The organism is Paenisporosarcina sp. TG-14 (genome assembly GCF_000297555.1).
Classification (GTDB): Bacteria; Bacillota; Bacilli; order Bacillales_A; family Planococcaceae; genus Paenisporosarcina; species Paenisporosarcina antarctica.
Map to the genome: position 1 here is coordinate 1 of NZ_AMGD01000069.1, position 19865 is coordinate 19865.

General features: G+C 35.4%; 22 protein-coding genes. 16 read left to right on the forward strand and 6 right to left on the reverse strand.

What is annotated here, in order from left to right; all coding sequences use genetic code 11:
- Positions 1-257 precede the first annotated feature (257 nt).
- The 4 genes from C406_RS0116600 (at position 258) to C406_RS0116615 (ending at position 2225) form a co-directional block, all read left to right on the forward strand.
- Positions 258-563, forward strand: coding sequence for a hypothetical protein (locus C406_RS0116600; protein ID WP_017381781.1), 306 nt, complete (start codon positions 258-260; stop codon positions 561-563).
- Positions 564-1120: 557 nt separating this feature from the next.
- Complete coding sequence (locus C406_RS21430) at positions 1121-1390, forward strand: lysostaphin resistance A-like protein (protein ID WP_443146807.1); 270 nt, start codon at positions 1121-1123, stop codon at positions 1388-1390.
- Between the two features lie 136 nt (positions 1391-1526).
- On the forward strand, positions 1527-1721 hold the full coding sequence (locus tag C406_RS0116610; protein ID WP_017381783.1) for a hypothetical protein: 195 nt from the start codon (positions 1527-1529) through the stop codon (positions 1719-1721).
- 252 nt (positions 1722-1973) lie between these two features.
- A complete protein-coding gene (locus C406_RS0116615) occupies positions 1974-2225 on the forward strand; it encodes a hypothetical protein (protein ID WP_017381784.1) in 252 nt (83 codons plus the stop codon).
- 234 nt (positions 2226-2459) lie between these two features.
- On the opposite strand, the gene C406_RS0116620 is transcribed toward C406_RS0116615, so the two are convergent.
- From C406_RS0116620 to pepT, 3 genes are all read right to left on the reverse strand, one after another.
- On the reverse strand, positions 2460-3284 hold the full coding sequence (locus tag C406_RS0116620; protein WP_017381785.1) for an ABC transporter ATP-binding protein: 825 nt from the start codon (positions 3282-3284) through the stop codon (positions 2460-2462).
- Positions 3285-3443: 159 nt separating this feature from the next.
- Positions 3444-4412 carry a DMT family transporter gene (locus C406_RS0116625; protein WP_017381786.1) on the reverse strand — a complete coding sequence of 323 codons (969 nt, stop codon included), beginning with the start codon at positions 4410-4412 and terminating at the stop codon, positions 3444-3446.
- Between the two features lie 12 nt (positions 4413-4424).
- Positions 4425-5651 carry a peptidase T gene (gene pepT, locus C406_RS0116630; protein WP_017381787.1) on the reverse strand — a complete coding sequence of 409 codons (1227 nt, stop codon included), beginning with the start codon at positions 5649-5651 and terminating at the stop codon, positions 4425-4427.
- Between the two features lie 155 nt (positions 5652-5806).
- Between pepT and rpmG the strand changes: the two genes are divergently transcribed.
- A complete protein-coding gene (gene rpmG / locus C406_RS0116635) occupies positions 5807-5956 on the forward strand; it encodes a 50S ribosomal protein L33 (RefSeq protein WP_017381788.1) in 150 nt (49 codons plus the stop codon).
- A gap of 13 nt (positions 5957-5969) precedes the next feature.
- Here the strand turns inward: rpmG and C406_RS0116640 are convergent, their stop codons facing one another.
- The gene (locus tag C406_RS0116640; RefSeq protein WP_337471840.1) at positions 5970-6650 is read right to left on the reverse strand and encodes a glycerol-3-phosphate acyltransferase; all 681 of its coding nucleotides are present in this window, start codon (positions 6648-6650) and stop codon (positions 5970-5972) included.
- A 208-nt stretch (positions 6651-6858) separates the two neighbouring features.
- On the opposite strand from C406_RS0116640, the gene C406_RS0116645 reads away from it, so the two are divergent.
- The 4 genes from C406_RS0116645 to C406_RS0116660 all read left to right on the forward strand — a co-directional run bounded on the left by C406_RS0116645 (position 6859) and on the right by C406_RS0116660 (position 9782).
- Positions 6859-7029 carry a hypothetical protein gene (locus C406_RS0116645; RefSeq protein WP_237740590.1) on the forward strand — a complete coding sequence of 57 codons (171 nt, stop codon included), beginning with the start codon at positions 6859-6861 and terminating at the stop codon, positions 7027-7029.
- Positions 7030-7050: 21 nt separating this feature from the next.
- Positions 7051-8442 carry a vWA domain-containing protein gene (locus tag C406_RS0116650; protein ID WP_017381791.1) on the forward strand — a complete coding sequence of 464 codons (1392 nt, stop codon included), beginning with the start codon at positions 7051-7053 and terminating at the stop codon, positions 8440-8442.
- Between the two features lie 65 nt (positions 8443-8507).
- Entirely contained in the window at positions 8508-9101 is a 594-nt protein-coding gene (locus C406_RS0116655) for a hypothetical protein (RefSeq protein WP_017381792.1), read from the forward strand.
- A gap of 72 nt (positions 9102-9173) precedes the next feature.
- The gene (locus tag C406_RS0116660; protein ID WP_017381793.1) at positions 9174-9782 is read left to right on the forward strand and encodes a hypothetical protein; all 609 of its coding nucleotides are present in this window, start codon (positions 9174-9176) and stop codon (positions 9780-9782) included.
- A 183-nt stretch (positions 9783-9965) separates the two neighbouring features.
- Here C406_RS0116660 and C406_RS0116665 read toward each other — a convergent pair whose 3' ends face one another.
- Together C406_RS0116665 and C406_RS0116670 are read right to left on the reverse strand one after the other, a co-directional pair.
- Positions 9966-11459, reverse strand: a complete 1494-nt coding sequence (locus C406_RS0116665) for a glycine betaine uptake BCCT transporter (RefSeq protein WP_017381794.1) — start codon at positions 11457-11459, stop codon at positions 9966-9968.
- A gap of 408 nt (positions 11460-11867) precedes the next feature.
- Entirely contained in the window at positions 11868-12098 is a 231-nt protein-coding gene (locus C406_RS0116670) for an excisionase family DNA-binding protein (RefSeq protein WP_017381795.1), read from the reverse strand.
- A 101-nt stretch (positions 12099-12199) separates the two neighbouring features.
- Here C406_RS0116670 and C406_RS0116675 point away from each other — a divergent pair, with 101 nt between their 5' ends.
- The 7 genes from C406_RS0116675 to C406_RS0116705 all read left to right on the forward strand — a co-directional run bounded on the left by C406_RS0116675 (position 12200) and on the right by C406_RS0116705 (position 19539).
- Positions 12200-13078: an EamA family transporter gene (locus tag C406_RS0116675; RefSeq protein ID WP_017381796.1), complete on the forward strand. Its 879-nt coding sequence runs from the start codon at positions 12200-12202 to the stop codon at positions 13076-13078.
- A 234-nt stretch (positions 13079-13312) separates the two neighbouring features.
- On the forward strand, positions 13313-14005 hold the full coding sequence (locus C406_RS0116680; RefSeq protein ID WP_017381797.1) for a response regulator transcription factor: 693 nt from the start codon (positions 13313-13315) through the stop codon (positions 14003-14005).
- A complete protein-coding gene (locus tag C406_RS20580) occupies positions 13983-14159 on the forward strand; it encodes a hypothetical protein (RefSeq protein ID WP_017381798.1) in 177 nt (58 codons plus the stop codon). The genes C406_RS0116680 and C406_RS20580 overlap by 23 nt, the downstream gene beginning before the upstream one ends.
- A gap of 3 nt (positions 14160-14162) precedes the next feature.
- Positions 14163-16343: a sensor histidine kinase gene (locus C406_RS0116690; protein ID WP_036654956.1), complete on the forward strand. Its 2181-nt coding sequence runs from the start codon at positions 14163-14165 to the stop codon at positions 16341-16343.
- A gap of 192 nt (positions 16344-16535) precedes the next feature.
- Positions 16536-18263, forward strand: coding sequence for a mechanosensitive ion channel (locus tag C406_RS0116695; RefSeq protein ID WP_017381800.1), 1728 nt, complete (start codon positions 16536-16538; stop codon positions 18261-18263).
- Between the two features lie 114 nt (positions 18264-18377).
- Positions 18378-18869 (forward strand): plastocyanin/azurin family copper-binding protein, encoded by a 492-nt coding sequence (locus tag C406_RS0116700; protein WP_017381801.1) that lies wholly within the window; start codon positions 18378-18380, stop codon positions 18867-18869.
- A gap of 202 nt (positions 18870-19071) precedes the next feature.
- Entirely contained in the window at positions 19072-19539 is a 468-nt protein-coding gene (locus C406_RS0116705) for a DinB family protein (protein WP_017381802.1), read from the forward strand.
- Positions 19540-19865: the final 326 nt, after the last annotated feature.

Sequence of the window (19865 nt, forward strand, 5' to 3'; positions counted from 1 at the left end):
CTCATTTCGATGGCTGTAATCACCTAAATAATGAGTCTGGATATTTATGTTAAAATAATTATAGAATTATGAAGGTTTTCTTAAACTAACGCACTAGTTAGTTCAATAAGAAGATATGGATCCTTGTTATTTTAAACTAGATAATTGACCCTATATTGGAACTTCTATGCATGTAAAACATATTAAAGTAAAAGGACAGAATACTATGATAAGAACGTTGTTTTTCGAGGATGAAATTTGACTAAGGGGGAATTCTTATGGATGCTTTGATTTTATTTTTATTTATCATAGTCATAATAATGCTTAATATTGCTATTTTTATATTTTATAAAAAAGGAAAACTAAATCTTATTATATCAGGCATCATTTTGATGATGCTTGCTCCAGTTTTTGGATTTTCAAGTGGTGCCTTATTTCTTCAATTTTATGATTGGAGTTCAGGGGGAACTGGAGAGGGTGCTGGTTATGGTGGTGCATTTTTAGGGCTTATAACATTAGCTAATGGGGTTCTTCTACTTGTTTTTGGAATTATTAGGTGGGGGATTAAATGGATTCAAACTTGATGTTTCTTATTTAACTAACGAGGTGCTTTACTTCAATTAGAGGTAAAGCCCTGTGCTTGTTGAACTAACGCGGCAGGTTAGTTTAATAAGAGAGAATAATTGGAACTTATCTCTCCATCCAAGTGTATTAAAGGAAATTATTAATAAGCTTATAGGAAAGATAATTTAATGTCATAAATGTTTAGGGGATTAGATGTGAAGGATAATTATATAAAACTCATTATTTTGTATTCATTATTAATTTTTTTATATTTAATGGTCTTCGGATCCCTTACTTCGATAGAAGGCAAGTTATATCAATACCAGGATTTTCTTTTCTTAATACTAGGAAGTTTGTACATCATTAGTGCTGTTTTTATTAAGGTGATTAGAAAAAGGCTGTATCAGAGCTTGAATATATCAAAGGCCATTGAGCCCAAAAATATATTTATTTCTATAGGAATCTTTTTACTACTTATGATTTTTTTTAAGCAAATTATTCTAATAGATCCTTTAGCTAGTTCGAGCGAAAATCAGCATTAAATCACAACTTTACTTCTTATTTCTCTCCGGTATTAATTTTTGCAATGATAACCATTGGTCCGATTTGGGAGGAAATTTATTTTAGGGGAATGTTGATTGGTGGATTAAAAGAAAAAATGCCCCTTTGGTCGTGTGTCCTTATATCAGCTATTCTTTTTGCTCTTTTACATCCTCTTTACCCTTTATTTGGACTGATTCTTGCTCTATCCTATTCAGTAATATTCTTGTTCACAAGATCCTTATTGTTGTCTATTCTTGTTCATATTGGTTGGAATGTATTTTATATCTTTTACAATTACTTATGAGTACACATTAGAGTTACTTTAAAATTCTTGTGCTGCTTATACAGGTCTGTTTCTTCTTCAACTAACGCGGCAGGATAGTTGAAGAATAATTTTGGTTAATTGTGGTAAAATACCATTAAATATAGGGGGGATTTTGATGGATTTATTTTTTTACTTCAATATGTTTAAAAATATAATTGCAACTTTTTTTCAAAATGGTATTTGGGTAATCGGCTTTTTTTATTTGTTAATTAAGACATTTGAAAATGATAGACTTAAGCATTTTTCTAAATACGTTATAGGTATTGTTTTGGCAATATTATTTATTTATTCAGTACAAGTGAGTCTATAAATTTTCTTTTTATTAAATTATCGGGTGCTTTACTTCAAGTTGAGATTTAAAGGGTTCTGTTTCCTATAAAAAAATTTAAGAAATCATCAAACTAGTAACACCTATTTTATATAAAACTTGATTTTCCTTAAAGTATAAACGACTAATATAGACCAGAATTGAATCTCTATTGTGTTAGTCATTCAACTGTAATGACTAGTGAATTAGTAGATGTAAGTTAATTTACTATTGTATATAAAATGGAGGGGTAATGTGAAAGAAAACCAGAACTATCTTATAGGTCCTTTATTAATCTTGTCAGGTACAATTCTGTTAGGGATTATGCACTTATCAATAGCAACTTATATGCCTAATCTGTCAGGATGGAGCTCTCCTCCAGGCAAATTCGTCACAGTGCTTAATGAAATAAGAGGATGGTTCCCTTATGGTTTAGGCCTTGTCCAAATATTAATTGGAACAACAATGCTTTTATATTACTTCGAAAAAAGTAAGCAGAGTAAATAACTACTTATTGTGCTAACGATAGCATTAGTAAAAACGGACATATAAATAAAAGAGTTTGGAGATACATCTCCAAACTCTTTTATTTATACAAAATCAACTAATAATTTTGCCATAGCCTAATGAAATAACCGAGTATTGGGAAGTTGATGGAAGAGAAAAACGTAAGCCCTTATAGCTGCCGAACTACAGCTGTAAACCAAAAATTGATAGTCGTTCTAATGAAGTTTTTATACTTTAAGCTCCTGTAGTAGCCCGTAATTCAGGAACAACGCAACGTCCACGTCCAAATGGAATGCAATGAGGGGTACCAAACATTGGGTCTTTCGAAACTTGGCACTCCATTCCAAAAACAGAACGGACTAAATCACATGTAATGATATCTTCCGGTTTTCCTTGTTCATGAACTTTCCCGTCTTTAATAGCGATGATATTGTGTGCATAACGAGAAGCTAAATTCAAATCATGTAACACCATTACAATAGTGCGATTTTTTTTCTCGTTTAATTCAAACAATAAATCCAAGATTTCTATTTGGTGTGTCATATCCAAGTAAGTTGTTGGTTCGTCGAGTAAGATGACTTCGGTGTCCTGTGCAAGTGTCATAGCAATCCAAGCCCGTTGACGTTGACCACCTGATAATGTATCAACCGCACGGTCTCGTAAATCACTAATGCGAGTTGCTTCAATTGCAGCTTCCACTTTTTCAGTGTCTTCTTCAGTCCAGCGCTTTAACCAAGATTGGTGAGGGTAACGACCTTGTTTCACTAAATCATAAACCGATAAGCCTTCGGGTGAAACCGGAGATTGTGGTAAAATGCCCATTTTTTTCGCTACGTCTTTAGAAGACATTCGATGTACATCTTTGCCATCTAATAGTACAGAACCGTTTGTTGGTTTTAATAGGCGTGCAATCGAACGAAGTAGTGTTGACTTGCCACAACCGTTACTACCAACAAAAACAGAAATTTCTCCACGTGGTATATGTAAATCCAAATTCTCAAATAATAATTGATCCGTGTATCCAATTGATAGGGATTCAGTTTTAATAGCAGTAAACATAATTGTATGGCCTCCATCTAACTGATAGGTGTTCTCACTAAGGTTAATCATATCACACAAACACCTTTTAGTGAGAATGATTTTCATTGTCTGATTAAATGACCAAGGTTACTGTATTTAGTAAATCTAGTGCATAAAAAAACAAGCAAGCAGGTATGTCTATACGACGGACCTGCTTGCTTGTTTCTCTTTTATTATTTTCGTATAAAAACTATGTGAAAAGAGTCCAATAATTATAATGATAATTCCCCAAAGTGCAACCGGGTCAGGTAATGGTAAGCCAAGTAGCATCATTTCTCCAACTATCACAAACAGAATTTGCATGGATTGTGTTGCCTCTACTGCAGCCAGTTTTCCTTGGTGATCTCGAACGCGGTCTGTAGCAGTAAAAAATAATGTAGTTGCAATTACCCCAGAACTGATTCCAATGACGAAACTTTGGAAAATTTGACTGCCAGAAGGAAGTCCGACTGTCCAAAAAGCATATATGGCAAGTAAAATCCAAAATGGAATCGTCGCGAGAGTCATTCCTAAAACCCGACTAAATGTATCGAGTCGACCTCCGCAAACTTCCATCATTTTGCGATTGCCAAGTGGGTATGCAAATGCTGCAATGACCACGGGTATAGTTCCGAGTAGTAAAGTGGTAATGGAGACCTCGTTAATATGAGGCAGTTGGATCAATACAATTCCTATTAATATCACCATTGAAATCACAAGTGAGATTAACGGAATATGTTGTCGTACTTTACGCATACCCTCAGATGTTTGAAGTGTTAAAACAAACAAAGGAGCAAGTAAAACACCAGCAACTATTGATAATTGGAAAGTTCCAGAAATGAGCCAACCAGGAGCATAAGCGGCTGCGAATGTAATTGGTGCATAAAAGAGAACAAACGCTACAAAGCTCCAGCTAAACCAAGGTATTGGCTGGTTTTTCATTTCTACAAATAAAGGTTTCAATCCACCACGAAACAGAACTATTGCAAGTAAGAAAGGAACCATGAAGAAGTAGCGTAAAGAAGCACTCCACATCCAACTTCCTCCGGATAATTCCATCGAACGATTTAATATAAACGTCACAGCAAAAAATAAGGATGCTAAAACTCCAAGACCTATTTCTCTCAACATTTCACCTTCTTAGGCTTGTCTCTCAAACAACTGAACCATTTCAATGATGACTTTAGTGGCTCTTTCCATGTTATCAACCGAAATGTATTCATATTTTCCATGATAATTCTCGCCACCTGTAAAAATATTAGGAGTAGGGAGGCCCATGTAAGACAATTGTGAACCATCCGTGCCTCCACGAATTGGTAGAACTAAAGGTTTAATTGATAGATTCGTCATAGCTTCATGCGCAATGTCTATAATTTCTTTGACAGGTTCAATTTTTTCACCCATGTTGAAATATTGATCATTTAATTCAACTGAAATCGTATTTTCGCCATATTGTTCTTTAATTTTCGAAGCTATATCCTCAAATAACCTTTTTTTTGCTGCAAATTTATCTTTGTCAAAATCTCGAATAATGTAAGATAATTTTGCTTCCTCAACATCTCCACTAAAATTCATTAAGTGAATAAATCCTTCATAACCCTCTGTCTTTTCTGGAACTTCATCAGCGGGCATATGGGATTGAAACATCATCGCAATTGTTAAAGCATTGACCATTTTGTTTTTTGCAGAACCTGGGTGAACACTTGTACCATATGTGTTAACTTTTGCACTGGCTGCATTAAAGCTTTCAGATTGAAGTTCCCCAAGAGGTCCGCCATCCATAGTGTATGCGTAGTTTGCATCAAATTTTTCAACATCAAATTTATGAGGACCACGACCAATTTCTTCATCTGGTGTGAAAGCAATTCGAAGTTTTCCGTGTTTTATATGTGGATTATTAAGTAAAAACTCCATTGCAGTCATTATTTCAGCAATACCCGCTTTATTGTCAGCACCGAGTAACGTCGTGCCATCCGTTGTAATTAAGGTGTGTCCTAAGTAATTGTTAAGCTCAGGAAAGTCGTTGGGCGACATAACTGTTTCATCGTTTAGGCGAATATCTCCACCTTTATAGCAATCGATGCGTAGAGGGTTCACATTTTTTCCTGTATAATCTGTTGCCGTATCGACATGAGCTAAAAAACCTATTGTCGGTAGTTCATTTTCTGTATTTGAAGGCAATGTAGCAAATAAGTAGCCATTCTCATCTAATGAGATATCTTCCATTCCAATAGAAGCTAATTCTTTTTCTAGTTCAAACAGTAAATCCCATTGACCAGGAGTGGAAGGACATGTAGTACTTTCAGCGTCTGATTGTGTATTTATTTTGGCATAACGGACGAGGCGTTCAATTAATGTTTCTTGCATAATTCCATCTCCCTTTATAGTTAAATCTATTATTAGTTTAGCACTTTCATTCGGTTCACGGAATATTGATTAGTAGCAATTGACTTACTAATAGAAAATATGATACACTTAAAGCGTAACCATTACTGTTTACGGATTTGGAGGTTCTCAAAATAATGAGAGTAAATATCACATTAGCATGTTCAGAAACTGGAGATAAAAATTATATCACTACAAAAAACAAACGAAATAATCCTGAGCGAATTGAAATGAAGAAGTATTCAAAACGACTAAAGAAAATGACATTGCATCGTGAAACAAAATAAATGAGCTTCATCCTCAATAATTAACAGAGGATGAAGCTTTTTTCTTTTTGAGAACAGAAGTAGCTCGAGGTTCTGTTCCATCTTTTATTCGTAAAATATTATCACGATGTGTCCAAAGAGCTAAAATAAATAGAGATATTACTATAAAAGATGGCAATAATCCTTCTGTAAACCAAATAGCATATGAACAAAATGTAAGGTATAAAAAAAGAACACCTATTGGTAAATAGTTAGTTATCAAAGTTACTATGATTAACAGTGAAAATCCTATTAAGCCCATTCTCCAATCAAGACCCAACATGATGCCTATTATAGAGGCAGTTCCTTTACCTCCATCGAAATTCATCCATAGAGGACAATTATGACCAATCACGACAGCCGCACCTATTAAGAATAATAAAATAGTTTGTAGATCAAGCAAAAAAACTGTAGAAGAAAGAATATAAGCTAACAATAAGACCGCAAATATACCCTTACCGATATCAAACAACGCAACAAGTACCCCATATTTCCACCCCAACACGATGGCTGCATTAGAAGCGCCTGAATTCTTAACTCCATGTTCTTTCACATTAATCCCAGAAAAATACTGTGCCACTTTTGAACCGTGAAGACAACCAATTATATAACCTGATAGTGTGACGCCGAGCGTCCATAAAGCAAGAATTATAATCTCAACCCCTTTTATCTCAATACTCTATAAACGTTTGAGTGTAGGTTGAAGTTTCAAAAAATTGAATTAATATATAATTACTTTCTATTCTACAGAAAATGATTGAAACTTTGACATCCTAGGAAGGTTATGGTAATTATTTAAATAAGGATATTGTTGTATTTTGAATAAATATGTCTAATAACGAAGTTTTTTAAATCATTTTGAAATTAGGAATTGGATGAATATGATGGAAAATTTAATATACGAAAAAGGGACACAATCTCTTGAATGGTTGGGATTAGCTGCATTATTAATTTTAGTATTAGGAAATGTTTCAACAGCAGTAAGTAGTCAATTGGGTGGAATTACTGGAATTATTACAAGTATTATTAAAAAGATTACTACTATAGTTGGTTAATATTTACCTAGGGGGAATTTGATGAAGAGAATATACACAGTTTTTATATTCGCATTGCTTGTTCTACTAACTGGATGTAATGCAGACGAACCTAAAGAAACAGGTGTTGTACCAGGTGAAACAATAAAAAATGACGATAAAGAACCTATAGAAAAAGAAACTGATTCGCAAGAGGATGGAACTGAAAAGAATACCGAAGTCGAATCCCAACCACTTCCAACCACATTGAATGAACTAGCTTTATTGACTCCAGGCTATACGGAACGCTTATCAATTAGTGATGAAAATGATCAAAAAGTTATTATGAAATTGACAAAAGATTTACCTGATATTTCAAACGATGCGTCTGAAAAAGAATTGGATAATTACTACAACCAATTATTAGCACTCTTTCAAAGAGGCTTTAAGGGTCCTGAAGATATCATCGATAAATTAAAGTTTCAAACGATTGGGAATCCAGAAATAGAAGATCCACGCAAACAGTTCAAAGAAAACTTAAACGTCATGGTTATATTAGATGCTTCTGGAAGCATGGGTAAAAAGATTGGCACCCAAACTCAAATGGAGGCTGCTCAAGCAGCAATTAAGAAATTTGTAAACGGATTGCCGAAGGAAGCAAATGTAGGATTACGTATTTATGGTCAAGAAGGGACAGGAAATCAAGCAGACAAATCCCTTTCTTGTAGTAGTAGCGAGTTATTGTACCCAATTTCACCATTTGACTCAGCAACTTTTAATGAATCTTTATCAAAAGCAAAGCCAGCAGGATGGACACCTATCCAGCTTGCTCTAAACGAAGCACAAAAGGATTTAGCAGCATTTAAAGGTGATGAAAACACGAATATCGTTTATCTAGTAAGTGACGGAATATCCACTTGCGATGATGATCCAATTACAGCGGCAAAATCATTATACGATTCAGATATTACGCCAATTGTTAATGTCATCGGTTTTAATGTAGATAGTGATGGTCAGAAACAATTAAAAGAGATTGCAAAAGTAACAGAGGGTACTTATCAAGATGTTACGAGCGAAAAATCTCTTCAAAATGAGTTAGATCAGGCTAAAATGCTTGCTGAAAAGTGGGAACAGTGGAAAGAAAAATCAACTAAAGAAGTTGGTTATGAACAAACGAGTAATAACATAGACATCTTTGTTTATATGGTTGATGAAGAAGGCAACTACATTTATGAACGACAACAAATTGGCTTTATTCTCACGTATCTATTTCAAAAACAAGACAAAATGTCGCAAGAAAGTCATGATTATTTAACGACTAAACACAATGACTACCATGCGTGGATTAAAGAAGAATATGACAAATTAAAAGCTGAGTTAAAAACTTTAAATGAATTGAATTCGCAAGAAGCTATAAAATCCTTAGAAGAAACGTATCAAAACAGTAATCCATAATAAGTATGTGTTCAAGGTAAATAAAAAGTATAAAAATACAGACATTGTAGAATAGGTAGGAAAATATGGAAACAGTTATTTCAAAAGAAGATCCAGTAGCAGATACTCGTATTAATATGACTGCATTTTTACTTGCATGTATTATGCTGCCGTCAAGTTTTATGCCTGAAGTAACAGTTGTGAAATGGCTAATTATTAATACTAGTGTATTAATAATTGTGTTGGGAGTACTTTATGTTACTTGGCAAAAAAATAAATTTAATACTGTTCGATACTATTCTTTACAAGTATATATTTTATTAATGAGTATAGTGTTCTACGCAATAGTTCCTTTGTTTAAGCTCTTAAGTGACTCTATTTACTTCTGGTTAATTGCACTCGCAACTATCATTTTTACAATCATGGCTCATGTTTTAAATAAAAGAACAACTTTAAGTTTTGTGAATAGAAATCATAAAAACTTGGTCAAGATTGCTTCTGTATATGTGGGAATTTTAATTTTTGCGGGAGTTGTATTAAGTGGAATGATGCAAACCAAAGAGGCTCCTGAGAACACAGGGGTATCTATTTTGTTTTACTTAGTAGGGTTGTTCTTCATTGTACTAGCCCCAATGTTTTTGTTGAGGAAGTCCGAAGTCGATAAATTAACGAAAATGTAGGACAATTTTTTGAAACGCCAATGAGAGAATTGAAGCACATGTAGTATATCCGGTTAGGAAGAGGTATTAATATTGGAAACTAAAAAAATGACTACAAAGAACGTTTCATTTTCTAACAATCGTATTTTCATTACTTTTACACTGTTTCTTATGATTGGCTTGCCAGCAAGTTTCATTCCTGAAGAAACATATATTAAATGGTTATTGATTAATTTCTTCATTGCTGTGATTTTGACAGTAGTGAATTACATGATTTGGACGAAACAGAAGCATGACAGCAAAAGGTATTTCTCACTTCACTCTTTTGTGATGATGCTCGGTTTGGCATTTTATGCGACATCTCCAATATTAAGATTATTTTATACTTCCATGTATTTTTGGATTCTTTTAGGTGGATTGATACTGTACACTGTTTTCCTACTTTCAAAGTACGACGCAATTGCTGGAGGACTATTAAATCCTCGAAAAAAAGGGTTCAAATTATTGGTATTCTCCTTTTTTGCCATCGTTTTTGTAGCGGGAAGTAGCATATGGGGTTATATGCTAGCATCAGATGCTGCACCGGTCAATGAAGTTGCTGTTATCCTCTTTTTCATGGGACTCTTCCTATTGATGGTAGCTCCGTCAATGCTTGTCACACCAGAACGTGCCGAAGAATTGAAAGCGCCACAACATAATTAAGGGAAGTAGAGCGGGAATATTGAAGATGATTATAACAATCAGGTTAACTAATTTACTAATCCCATTACATTATTTAAGCGTTTGTATGTTGAATATTTCAAAGAAAGCCAAATCCATATAATAACTTCTTTGAAATATAAAAAAATCCAAGCACTCCATAATAGCGGAGAGCTTGGATTTTCTTTATGATTTAGTGATTTTCATTTTTTTCGCTTCATCAGAGAGTGATTTGTATAACGAGAACATCATCAGCACCATGATAAAGGAGAACGGGAAGGCGGCGACAATGAGCAAGCTTTGCAATGCACTCAAACCATCAGCAGACAATAATATGATGGCAATGGAAGATTGTGCAACTCCCCATATAATTTTTATCATAGTAGAAGGATTTAACGATCCTTTGGTAGTTTGCATACCTAATACAAATGTTGCAGAATCCGCAGAAGTGATAAAGAAAGTAGAAATCAGAATAACTGCAATAACGGATAATACCATTGAAAATGGTAATTCATTAAAAACAGCAAACAATGTTTCTTCCGTTTTTAATCCAGTTAAATCAGTTACTTTATCTTGAATATTAATTGCAGTTGTACCAAATGCAGCGAACCAGAAGAAACTTATTATAGATGGAACCAAAAGTACTCCAATTAAGAATTCTCGAATGGTGCGTCCTTTTGATACACGGGCAATAAAGATTCCCACGAAAGGTGACCAAGAAATCCACCAAGCCCAGTAGAAAATTGTCCAGCCGTTAATCCATTCACGATTTCCAACATCAAGTGGTGCAGCGCTTAAACTCATTCGGACAATTCCTTGTATATAACTGCCGAGAGAGTCTGTAAACATATTGAAAATTAATACTGTTGGTCCAAGTATAACGACCAACACTAATAAAGTAACTGCTAAAATCATATTTGTATTAGACAAATATTTAATTCCTTTACTTAATCCTGTCGAAGCTGAAATTAAGAATAATACAGTAACAATGGCAATAATGACAACTTTTACCCAGTATTCATTTGGAATACCAAAAATGTAAGATAACCCACCGTTAATTTGAATAGCACCAAAGCCAAGTGTTGTGGCAACTCCCACAACCGTTGCAAAAACAGCGAAAACATCTACTAGAACGCCCCAAGGACCGTTCATTTTGTCTCCGAAAATCGGCTTCAATGTTGCTGAAATTAACCCGGGTTCTCCTTTTCTGAACTGAAAATAAGCTAGTGATAATGCGACTATCGCATAAATAGCCCATGCATGTATTCCCCAATGGAAAAACGTGTAACGCATAGATTCACGGAAAGCTTCTCTTGTTCCTGGATCAGCAGTTGCAGGACTAATCGCATAATGAGAAAGCGGTTCAGCAGCTCCCCAGAACACAAGTCCAATTCCCATACCTGCTGAAAATAACATCGAGAACCATGTAAGTCTAGAATATTCTGGTCGATCTTTATCTTTTCCTAATCGGATTTTTCCGAATGGGCTAACAATGATAATTAATACGAAGACTACCATAACTGATACAACACTTAAGTAATACCATCCGAAATTAGTTGTAATAAATGATTGCAGTTTTCCAATAATTGTTTCAAAACTAGTAGGTGCAATTACACCAAATCCTACTGCTAACACAACAAGTGCTAAAGCAATCCAAAATACATTTGTGATTTTCTTCATGTTTCCGCCTCGAGTCTCTTGTTTATTTTGTGACACAATGCTACACACTACGCAACTTCGTACTCAATGTCAAATGACCTGGCACTTATAGTGTGTGTAGAACTTAATAAATTAGTCCAATTATAATAGATGACTACTAGTAATAAATACCTGTTTTCATTGGGTCTTAAACCTTGAAATAAATGGGAACTAGTATGGAGTGTGAAATTTCCATACTATACACTTGAATTGAGATTTTCACACACATCCTATTCAAGACTCCATCCATGTAGATAATGTCATTATTCAATACTAACCACAAATTATTCGAGTCCATAAGAAAAACACCACCATTTGTCATTATGATTAAAAATGACGAGTGGGGTGCATTTTTCTATGTTTCATTGTGTTGTGTTACTACACATCTTTTCAGTCTTCATCTTTTACATCAATGTCTTCTGGAATTGGTGTGTTACGCCATTCATCAATTTGGCGTTTTACTTCTTCTACTTGTTCCAAGTGTAGATCAAATTGTGTTTGATTAATTAAATATTGCTCACCATCGTGGACAGATTTAATTCGACCCTCTACTATATATCGACGTACTTGATGTTCAGGCATGCTTAAAAAAATAGCAGTTTCTTCTATTGTTAAATACATGGGCGACACTCCCTCTTTGTTCAGTATAGTTTACGATTTACCGTATCTCAATATGTATATATTATGGTAAAGTAAATTCATATACTACTTGAGGTGACTTTATGAAAACGGTGATCCCTTACTTCCTTGTTTTACTAGCTGCTGTGTTATGGGGCACAACTGGAACAGCTCAAACTTATTTACCTCAAAGTGCTCAAACTTTAACGATTGGCGCATCTCGATTAGCCATTGGTGGGTTTTCATTATTACTTATTATGATTCTTATGAAAAAAATCAATTTTCGAACATGGCCGTGGAAAGCAACGATTGTTGCAGCTATCTGTATGGCTTTATTTCAACCCTTGTTTTTTACATCGGTTCGAGTTACGGGAATAGCTATTGGAACAGTCGTTGCCATCGGAAGTGCGCCGATTTTTTCTGGTTTAATCGAGTGGTTCATCTTGAAATTGCGACCGTCTCGTGCTTGGGTAATGGCGACGACACTCTCGGTAATCGGATGTAGTCTTTTGTTTTTAAACAAAGATGCACTTACGGTAAATCCTCTAGGGGTAACTTTATCTTTACTAGCTGGATTTGTATTTGCCATTTATACAATTGTTAGTAAAGCGTTACTTGCAAAAGTTGAAGCGATTCCAGCAGTTGCTATGACTTTTTCAATAAGTGCAGTAATATTAATGCCCTTTTTATTCATTTTTGATAGCTCTTGGGTTACTGAACCAGCAAACATATTAACAATTTTATATTTAGGTTTTATGACAACGAGTGTTGCATATATTCTATATTTAAAAGGACTTCAAAAAGTACCATCTTCATCAGCTGTAACCTTATCTTTAGGTGAACCTCTAACAGCTGCAGTTCTAAGCGTCTTTTTAGTAGGAGAAGTGTTAAGTGCAGTTTCTTGGCTCGGTGTTACGCTTTTGCTTGGTGGAATTATAGTATTAACACTTAGTGGAAGAAAGCGCGTGGGGAAAATAGGGTGAATTTGAAAGTGTCTCTGTAAGTAGAGGCACTTTTTATCGTTTTATCATGGAAATAAATGGGCGAAACGGATTAAAGTACAGGTGAAGCCGATTAAACTTTAGTTGAAGTCGATTAAATCGTTTTAAACAGAAAGCAACTTAATTTCTTAAGAAATTCTTCATTTTTGTCATAACATTTTGTTAAGAATTGTCAGATACAATTGGTATTATAAGTAGTAAGGCGGGGTGGAACGGATGACACAATTCACAGTACTTGTAACGGATGACGATCAGGACATTCGAGATGGCATTGAAATTTATTTGAAAAATGAAGGCTACCGCGTGTTAAAAGCTGCGGACGGCTATGAAGCATTGACGTTACTTGAAACAAATGAAGTCCATTTAATTTTGCTCGATATTATGATGCCGAATATGAATGGTATTCAAGCGACATTTAAGATTCGTTCGGAGCGAAATATTCCAATCATTATGTTAAGTGCCAAAGCCGAAGATTCCGATAAAATACATGGGTTATCTGTAGGTGCTGATGACTATGTTACGAAGCCGTTTCATCCGATGGAACTAATGGCACGGGTGAAATCGCAATTACGTCGTTATGTTCACCTTGGCACCTTTAAAGAACAGAAATCAACTATTGAAATAGATGGACTGGTATTAGATATGGATGCAAAAGACGTAACAGTTGATGGTGAATCGGTCAAATTAACACCAATTGAATACAGGATTACTGAATTATTAATGACCAATGCAGGTCGCGTGTTTTCTATTGGGGACATTTATGAACGTGTTTGGAAGGAACCCGCTTACAACGCGGAAAATATCGTCGCTGTACATATTCGCAAAATTCGCGAAAAAATTGAAACCGATCCAAAAAATCCAAGATACGTAAAGGTGGTGTGGGGCATTGGCTACAAAATCGAAAAGTAATGCTTTTCATTGGGTTTCCATTGTGTCACTAGCTATAGGAATGCTCAGTTTAATGTATGGTTATGCCTATATTCAACAATTATTTGAACAAGGCTTCTTCCATTCCAATCCAACGATGGTGCGGTTGGCGCGCATTTTTATAGGGGGTGTGTAGTTGATGAAGAAAATGACATGGTTGTTCTTTGCACTAATTAGTATTGTATTAATTTCGGTGAGTATATTTACTTCATTTGCCCCAAAATACGTTAGTGGCTCATATTATGATTCAGAAAATTTTTATTGGTTTTTTGAAGATAAAATTCAAGAAATAGGTCCGGTTTTATTAAGCAGACTGGATGTAGATAAGGAAATTGAGAATCTTCAAGTTGAACCTTATGAGGTTGAAGAATATTTAAATTTCAACGGAACCCAAATGAATCAAATCCAATCAATTCAGGATCAATATCAAGAAATGATAAACGATGCGGAAGTAAATGACAATACGGTATTAAAAGAAGAAATGGTAAAGGAACGTGACACCAAAATCGCCGATATTCGAGCAAATTTTGCTGATGATAAAACGGTTAGAGAGAAAATATTATCTGCTAAAAAAGAAGTGCTTCGTAAATATGACGCAAAGATCTCAAATGCTGTTGTTAAAGCAAAAGTAAGCCAAAAATCTCTAGCCTATGATTTAACTAATGTAGATACAGGTGAAAGATATACATTTGGGGATGTTAATGAAGACGCAGCATACAGGGGGGGATTTAGTAATAATAATGGGTATTTGACTGTTTCATCCTTGGATCAAGACTTTAGTGAAGTGAAAAATAGTGAACTACAAGCATTGTCAATTTATAATCTAAATGAATTAGTGGGAGACGAGTCATCTCAATTTACAGGAGAAATTATCATACCTAAAAGTGAGATGACAAATGAGCATCTCCAAGGATTTCGTCAGTATGAACAAAATAAGACTCTTTTTACATTGTCTTGGATTTTAGGGTTACTATCTGCTGCGGTGGCTTATTGGTTATACACAACGAGAAGAAATGAGATACTTTTAGTTTCGACACCTCAATGGGTAAAAAATTTAAATTTTGAAGGTCGCATTGTGAGCATTTTAGTCACTTCAGTAGGATTGCTCAATACGTATTTCCCCCTAACACAAGGAATGAGTTATGATCATTTTGAAAACATTGTAAATACCCTTTTTTTATACCTCTTCTTAGTAGCTTTTTTAACCCTAACAATTGTTCAATTAATTTGGTTGTTCAATGACTCTAAGAATAATGGTCTTAAAGAACTTTGGGAAACTAGCAGGATTAAAAGAATGAATTTAAAAATGCAAGACGTGTTTTTGAATCGTTCTTTAGGGATACAAATGGTCATGCTACTATTCGTTGTTTTTTTATCGGGTTTAGGCTTAGGTGGTGTTTTATTACAACCGGTGCTCATCTTGGTGTATGCTCCGTTATTCTTATTTGTAAGTCTACCTATCCTTTATTTATTATTCAAACGTGTAGCTAATTACAATAAACTCGCCATCGCGACTGAACAATTGTCAAAAGGGCAATTATCGGGAGATTTAAACATTCGTGGGAAATCCGTTTTTGCGGAACACGCGAAACATTTGAATACACTTCGTACGGGAGTTCGTACCTCGCAGTCAGAACAAGCGAAAAGTGAACGCTTAAAGACCGAATTGATCACCAATGTTAGTCATGATTTACGGACACCATTAACATCCATTATCACATATACGGATTTATTGAAAAATCCTGATCTAACAACTGAAGAACGTCAATCTTATGTAACGATTCTAGATCGCAAATCTCAACGCCTTAAAACTTTAATCGAGGATTTGTTTGAAGTGTCGAAAATGGCAAGTGGCAATATGCAGCTTAATAAACAAAGAGTGGATTTAACTCAACTTATGCAACAAGCACTCGCTGAACACGAAGAAGCCATTCAAAAATCAGGCCTTGATTTCCGAATTACAACACCAGAAATTAAATTGTTCGCTTACGTGGATGGTCAAAAATGGTGGAGAGTACTTGATAACTTAATCGGCAATGCGATTAAATACACCATGCCTGGAACGCGAGTCTATGTAGCATTAAAAGAGGAAGACGGCTGTGCTCAATTTATCGTGAAAAATGTAACGAAATATGAACTTGGAGACAATATTGATGAGTTATTTGAGCGTTTCAAACGATCAGATACTTCCCGCCATACAGAAGGTTCTGGATTAGGTCTAGCAATTGCCCAATCAATTGTAGATTTACATGGGGGTATAATGAGCATAGATGTCGACGGTGATTTATTTAAAGCCACCGTTTCCATTCAAATAAACTAAAAAACGAGAGGGATACTATTTTCCCTTTCGTTTTTTGTTTTTCCATATCTGCATAAAACATACAGAATAACAAGCTATGTTTCTATCTATATAAAAAATAAGTAGTCTTAGCGTTTTAAAAGAAATGAAGAGGGTAAACATAAATAGTTACATAATTATAAAAATTCAAGAACTTTCAAAGGGGGATATGCAATGATGGATCAGGATTATTGGAGTGATACGCTCTCATTTTTACCAGAACTTTTGCTAGCTTTATTGGTATTATTAATTGGATTTTTTGTGGCAAAGTTCTTAGAAAACCTTATGTTCAAGGTTTTGCGTAAAGCGCGGGTTAATGAGCGTTTAGGTAATAAAAATGAAAAATGGACAGTCGAAAAAATTATAAGTAAAGTAATCTTTTTAATCGTATTAATTTTAGCTTTTGTTTTATTCTTCAATATATTAAACCTCAATACTATGGCAGCGCCATTTGTATCAATGTATTCAGGTTTAACAAGCGCTTTCTTAAATATTTTGAAAGCAGCTTTAATTCTACTATTTGCTTGGGTGTTAGCTACTGTTGTTAAAAAGGTCATCCAAATGGCTGGTAACAAGCTTAACTTAAACAAGTATGTCGGGAAGACCGGAATGGATCCGGATCCTTCCGAGCAAGCAAAATGGACGGATACAGCAGCAAACGTTGCGTACTATCTTATTTTCTTGCTTTTCATTCCAGCAGTTTTAAATGCTCTAGGAATTGATGGCTTAAGTGGACCATTTGAAGGGATGCTAGCGAGCTTCTTTAACTTCATACCGAAGTTAGTATCTGCAGCTGTTGTATTCATAATTGGTTGGTTTGTTGCGAAATTAGTTCGTAACTTATTAGAAAAGTTTTTACAATCAGCAGGAGCAGATCGCTTAGCTGAGAGATTAAATATTTCATCATTCTTTGAAGGTTCAAGTATATCAAGAGTTGTAGGAATCATTGCCTTCATATTAATTATGATTCCAGTGTCAATCACTGCTCTTGAAATTTTGAATTTAGAAGGTATATCTGGTCCTGCGGTAGGGATGTTAAATGATGTTCTAGCGATGTTGCCGAGAATTGCTATTGCAATTGTTCTCGTTTTAGTTGGTATAGTTGCCGCTAAATGGGTGAAGGCAATTGTGGTTTCATTACTTGAAAAACTTGGTGTAAACTCCATTTTTGGTAAAATGGGCTTCAAATCTGGAAAGGGTGCAGCTCCTACTTTTGCTTCACTAGTAGGAACAGTTGTACAAGTTGTCGTAATCTTATTGTTTGTAGTAGAGGCTTTACAATTACTACAACTTGAATTTATGGTGACGTTAGCAACAGGAATTTTTGCATACTTGCCATCAGTTATTGCTGCCATCATAATTTTAGCAGTTGGTTTCTGGTTAGCGACTATGGCGGAACAATTAGTGGGCAGTCTGATGAGTCATTCATCAGGAACACCACATATGTTACGTTACGTAGCTAAATATGCGATTATAGCATTCGCAATCTTTATGGCATTAGATCAATTAGGCATTGCAGCTTCAATCATTAACTCTGCGTTTATCCTAATCTTAGGTGGCGTTGCATTAGCATTCGGTCTATCATTTGGCCTAGGTGGACGAGATCATGCAGCCCGTTATTTAAGTAAAATGGAAAAGAGTATTCAAAATGCTGAGGTGTCAAAAGAAAACTATGAAACTGAAAAAGAAACAATGAAAGAGTCAATTAAAGATACGTTCAAAAGTGACAAAGATGCAGAAAAAAGTTTATATGGATTCTCAGCACATGCAGATGAAATAAGAACTGAAAAAGCTGTGAAACCAGTTGATGAAGCTCAACCAAATGAGGGGTCTTCATTTAACAAAGACGCACACGATAGTTGGAATAGTACCAAACCTAAAGACGATCCATTCAGACCGTAAATATTGAAAGCAGCAACTCCAATAACAAGGGGTTGCTGCTTTTTTTGTCAAATGTAAACTATTTCTCATGTTCTTTCGTTAGCTAGGAAATGAATATGAGAGGATGGGAATTATATGAATACCAAATTAGGAGTATTACTTCTTGGAGGCATGCTAGTTTTAGCTGCATGTGGGGAAGAAGAAGCACAACCTGCAGGTAATGAACCTGTTGAAGAAGAAATGGATATGTCTGAAGAACAAGCTACAGAAGATGAGGCAGTTGAAGAAGAAGCAGTTGAAGAAGAAGCAACTGAAGAAGAGTCTAGCGAAGCACAACCGGTTAAAGATGCAGCTGAAGCTAAAAAAGGAGAAGCTTCTCCACTCTTATCAAAAGGTGAAATGACAAGTTTTGTTTTTAATGAAGTTGGTGAATTCTCGATTTTTTGTGCACCACATCCAGTGATGAAAATGACAGTGATTGTGGAAGAAGGCGCTTCAAATTCTGGTGAATTAGCACTTGATATTGCGGATTATGATTTTAGCGAAGAAAGTATAACCGTGGATCCTGGAACAATCATCACATGGACAAACCAAGATTCAGCTCAACATAATGTGGCGTTTGAATAAGAGATAATTAAAAAAGGTCAGGGACAATACCTGATCTTTTTGGATTACATAAATTTTTTCGATGTACACCTTCCAACTTTGAGAGCTAGCTCGAGTGCCGGTAACGAGCTAGAGGGATTTTTGCACTTTTCTTTTTTTAAGTATCCTTTTGGGTGAAATTCAGATAGGCTAAATTCATACTGAATCAATGAGGAGACAAAATATGGAGACATTAGGTCAATTAAATTTCGCTCGAATGTACACACAAGGTCGCTTACAAGCTATTCATGAAGAACAATGGGACATTCAACCACAAGGATTTAACAATACGATTCGTTGGAATGTAGGACATATTTTCACGACAATGGAATCATTAGTTAAAAAAGGAATCCCGACATATGAACCAGTTCATCCAGAATGGGCTCAATTTTTTAAAGGTGGTACAAAGCCGGCTGATTGGACGCTTGATCCTCCAACGAAGGAAGAATTATTGGCGGCACTAGCACAACAACCAACTCGCGTAACAGAATTCTTAACAGGTAAACTCGATCAGGAGATGCCAGAGGTTATGAAAATTGGGAAGCTTCATGATATGAAAACAGTTGATGCAGTCATTCAGTTTGTGATTTGGCATGAAGGCGTACACGCAGGACTTATTTTGGGATTGAGTAAAATAACAGCTGGAGAATGAGAGTTTTATAAGAGTGGTTTTTGACAGATAGCTGTCAAAGCCACTCTTTTTTTAAAGATAAGAAAGTATATAAATTTGGGGTAGTAGGTTCTAGTATGATACCGCTGATTTGCGCTCCAGGCGGACGCTTTCCACGGGGCGGGCGGAGAGCCTCCTCGGTCGCTAGCGCTCCACTGCGGGGTCTCACCTGTCCCGCTAATCCCGTAGGAAAGATATTGGACGAACTGTCATTCGTCCAATATCTTTGCGACGAGTAACCGCAGGAGCACATGCTTTTTCCGCCGCCTTCCGCTTCAATCAAGAAAATGTTTTCGAATTGATCATAA